The sequence below is a fragment of the Kitasatospora sp. NPDC017646 genome, from assembly GCF_044329365.1.
Taxonomy (GTDB): domain Bacteria; phylum Actinomycetota; class Actinomycetes; order Streptomycetales; family Streptomycetaceae; genus Kitasatospora.
Genome location: NZ_JBIRJC010000095.1, coordinates 1 through 3992, shown reverse-complemented (window position 1 = coordinate 3992; position 3992 = coordinate 1). Strand labels below are relative to the sequence as shown.

Sequence of the window (3992 nt, the reverse complement as noted above, 5' to 3'; positions counted from 1 at the left end):
GGCGGCCCCCTTTGGGCCGTCGGGGGGGGGGGGGTGCGGGGGCGCGGGGGCCCGGCCGGGGGCTCCCGCTTGCGGGCCGGGGTGGGGGCCCGGGCGCCGGGCCCCCCCCCCCCCACCACCCTTGACCGGCTACTCGGTGATGCCGGGGAGCGGTGATCAGCCGGGGAGCTGGCCGTTACAGTTGCTCATCCAGGCGCTCATGGTGCTCTGTGTGGAGTAGTCGCCGGAGTGGTGGGCGGCCAGGTAGACGTTGTAGATGTCGGCCTTGATGTCGCCACCGGTCTGCGGGCCGACCTGGCCGTCCTGCTGGATGCCCTTCGAGCCCTGGTAGGCGACTACCGCGTTGTAGGTGTTCTGACCGAACTGGCCGTCGACCGAGAGGCCGGCGCTGTCGAGGTAGTTCATGGCCTGCTGGACGCACACCACCGGCTGACCGGTGGAGCCCCACTGGATCGTGGAGGCGGCGTTGGCCGTGCCGACGGCGAGGCCGAGGGCTGCGGTGGCGCCGATGGTGAGGGTGGCCGCACGAAGGGCCCACTTCTTCTGCATGTCGAGTCTCCTCAATCGCTCAAGTCGCTCGGGTCACGGGAGCGTTGTCGGGTCGCTCCCGTCGTCGTCGATCGTGAGCCCTCATGTCGGTGGGGACCAGGCCTTCCGGCGGGGTTGGCCGAAAGGCCGCGAGGCGGCGCGGCCTTCCCTGGCGGCGCCGCGTCAGGCCTGGCCACGAGAGGCCTACCGGCCGATCGGTCGGGGAATGTCGGCATTGGTCGATGTATTGGCCTGGTGCCATCCGAAGTCTTTACCGATCATTCGGCCGGGTCCGAGGTGCGGCGGAATTCCGCCCTCCGCCCGGGCCGTGGCGACGCCTCCGAACCGAAAGGGTGGCTGAAAATGCGCCGCTGCGGGGAAGCTCGGCGCGCCACCGTCGATCCAGTGCGCGTCCTGTGAACGCCGTGCGGCCGGCCGCCCCGGGTGCGGTCCCGCGCACGCTGCGGCCGCCGCCGGCCAGCACTGCCGCCCCTGCCGCACCCGCGACCTCGACACCACCCTGCCACCGCCGACCGGCACCTGATCACGCCGCCCGACTGACCCGCCGCCCCGGCCCGCCAACGCGAAGAGGCCGCCACGCCTGCAGGGATGGCGGCCTCACGTGCGTTCTCAAGGTCGCAGCAGCCTACCGCTGGGCGTGGCAGTCGCCGCTGCCCCGGCCGGGGGTTCGGTTCGTGGTTCGGTACAGGGGGCAGGCTGAGGGCTCGGTTCGTGGTTGGGTTCGGCCACTCGCCGCGCGTTCCGCTTGTTGCCTGTTTGTGCTGCTCATCGGGGGTGACGGGCCGAACTCACCGTCTCGACTTACCGTCCTGGGCCCCTGCGTGGTGGTGGTTGTGGTGGGTGGGGCGGGTCGGTGTGTCCGGTTGCTGCGCTGGGCTTTTCTTCCTGATGTCCGGCTGGTGCCAGCCGCGTTGGTGGGTGGGGTGGGGGCGCTGTCCGGGTTTCGGGGCCTGGTCCTGGTCGCCGTCCGGCTTGTACGGCTGCTGCCCGGCGGCGGCTCGGCCGAGGGCTGATCTCGGCTCAAGGGGCGCGGCCCGCCTGTGGTGGGAGGGCCGCGCCGCCTTGGTCTTGACGGGTGGGCTCGCGTGTTGCGGTGTCGCACCGGCCCCGGCCCGGTCCGTCCGCCGCCCGCCGACCGCGTGCGGGGCCGCTGCCCGGTGGGAGCCGTCCGCGGTGATCAATCTCGTTGGCCAGGCTCCCGCTCCCACTGCCGGCTCTCAAGAGACCTGCCCCATACAACCAACCCGCCGCTCCGGTCGCTTCGCCTCCGTCGTACATCCCCGGTACTACGGCGACCTGTGGTTACACCCCGGGCTGGACGACCGGCCCCGGCCGGCGCGCCTATCGTCGTCGAGCATGAGCAACGACCACGACGGGACCACCCGGTCCGACGACGCGCCGTTCGTCGTCGAGCTGTCCGGGGTGCACAAGGAGTTCGGCGACGCCAAGCCCCTCGACAACGTCGCCCTGGGAGGCGGCGGGCGGAGCCGCGGTTTCTGTTGTCCCAACAGGGCCGCGGCGGTCTCAATCCTCGCTGACCGGCGTCCCATATCGCAGGTAGCCGGCGTGGGACGGAACAGTCCACCGGGTGGGACGGAGACGGGCTGTCCGTCCTCGCGGGCGTGGGACATCGTTGGGGCTGGCGGATCAAATCCACCGGCCGTGCTCGCTGCGAGGGAGGACCCGACTGTGCATCGGCTCCCGGGCGTGCCCGCCCCACCGCGACAGATCAAGCACCATCGTCCAGAGAGCCGATCCGACTCAGCCAGCCCGACCCCGACCGAAACGCGGAGGCTAGAACGTCTGTGTCACGCAACGACCTGCTCCGGAAGGGCCCTGAGGGCGATCCCGCTCTCCTGTACGAGGGGGGCGACATCGATCGACTGCATCATGTCGTCACCGAACGGCTCGCGCCGCACCGCTTGACGGTGTTGAACGGCAGACGGCCGAACGGCCGCTTCAGCTGCCTGCACGACGGGGAGGTGACGCTCTACGAACTCGAATACGGTACGGACGTCACCGTCTGCCCGGGAGAGCTGGGGGATTTCTACAACGTCCAGCTGCCCATGTCGGGCATGGGCGTCGTCACCGTGGACGGCGCGGTCCTGCCGTCCACGCAGAGTATCGTCGGCCCGGGCAGCCGGGTCTCGATGACGTGGAACGGCGAGGCGCAGAATCGCATCCTCATCATTCCGGGTCGGGCCGTCACACAGGCCCTGGAGGTACGGGGAGCCGATTCCTCCACCACCGCAGTGCGCTTCAGCCCGGTGCTCGACGAGCAGGATCCCTTGATCCGTTCGTGGATCGAACTCGTCCGGGGATTCAACGAGTTCGTCGCATCGCCGTTGAGCCACCGCTCTCCACTGGGAGTGCGGCACTTCGAGCAGCTCCTGATCGACGGCCTGCTGGACGCACAACGCCATTGCCAGAGCGACGCCCTGGCGGACAGCGGCTCGGCCGCCCTGCTGCCCGTCGTACGCCGGGCCACGGTGTTCTGCGAGGAACACGTGCACGAGCCGGTCTCGGTGGCGGACATCGCCCTCGCCGCGCGAACCAGCCTACGGAGCCTCAGAGAGGGCTTCCGCGTGCACCTGAACACCACGCCTCTGGCGTATCTTCGCCAGCTACGGCTCGACCACGCCCACCGCGACCTCCTCGCCATCGCCGACGGCCGCGCGGAGGGCACGGTGACCGACGTGGCCTGCCGCTGGGGCTTCACCCACCTGGGCCGCTTCAGCGCGGTGTACCGCAAGTCCTTCGGACAGTCGCCATCCGAGACGCTGTGCCGCAGCTGCTGAGCGAGCGAGCGAGGGACCGGCTGACCGGGAGGGTGGTTGAGTACGCGCTCTCACCGCTCGGCTATCCACAAATGTGCAGTCCCTGGCGATCCGAAAGCGGATAGCCGTGTGATCAAAGTTCGGGGAGGCTCGTCCTGAATGCGGTCGGATGCAGTTCACCGGCCGTCTGCGCCAGCGCTCCTGAGTCTGGGCCGAGCGTTCGGACCATCCCGGAAGGACCTGATTGTTCGAGTTGAGCGTGCCCCAGTCGGCTTTCGGGTCCGTCGCAACTCGCGGGATGTCGCCCGGACACCCGCCAACCGGGCGGCTTACATGCCCCAGCTTGTCGGTGCTGACCGCCGTTCGGACGGTTTGGATCTGTCCGTCGAGCACGCCGAGCGGCCAGGGGGTGAAGCACCCTGTCCTCCCTGGCGAATCATCATGAATCTGGAGAGCCTACTGTGAGTACCCTCCTGTCCACCCGGCGCCGGTTGTCGCTGGGCCTGGCCCTGGCGGCCGCACTGACGGGCGTCGGCGTGTACACCGCCTCGGCCGCGTCCGCCGCGACGGTGCCGGCCCCGATACCCCTGACTTCCTCGGCCTGTCCGGTCGACCTGCAGCAGGGTGAGGCCGACGGCTGTGTCACCCAGCTCCAGCTGGAGCTCA

At 70.0% G+C, this 3992-nt stretch carries 2 protein-coding genes and 1 pseudogene; 2 read left to right on the top strand and 1 reads right to left on the bottom strand.

From position 1 onward, the window contains the following. Positions 1-156 precede the first annotated feature (156 nt). On the bottom strand, positions 157-549 hold the full coding sequence (locus tag ACH4J0_RS42330; RefSeq protein WP_396246520.1) for a peptidoglycan-binding protein: 393 nt from the start codon (positions 547-549) through the stop codon (positions 157-159). 1805 nt (positions 550-2354) lie between these two features. On the opposite strand from ACH4J0_RS42330, the gene ACH4J0_RS42325 reads away from it, so the two are divergent. Then, positions 2355-3347, top strand: coding sequence for an AraC family transcriptional regulator (locus tag ACH4J0_RS42325; protein ID WP_396246519.1), 993 nt, complete (start codon positions 2355-2357; stop codon positions 3345-3347). A gap of 440 nt (positions 3348-3787) precedes the next feature. After that, a pseudogene (locus ACH4J0_RS42320) lies at positions 3788-3992 on the top strand (hypothetical protein); the annotation flags it as partial.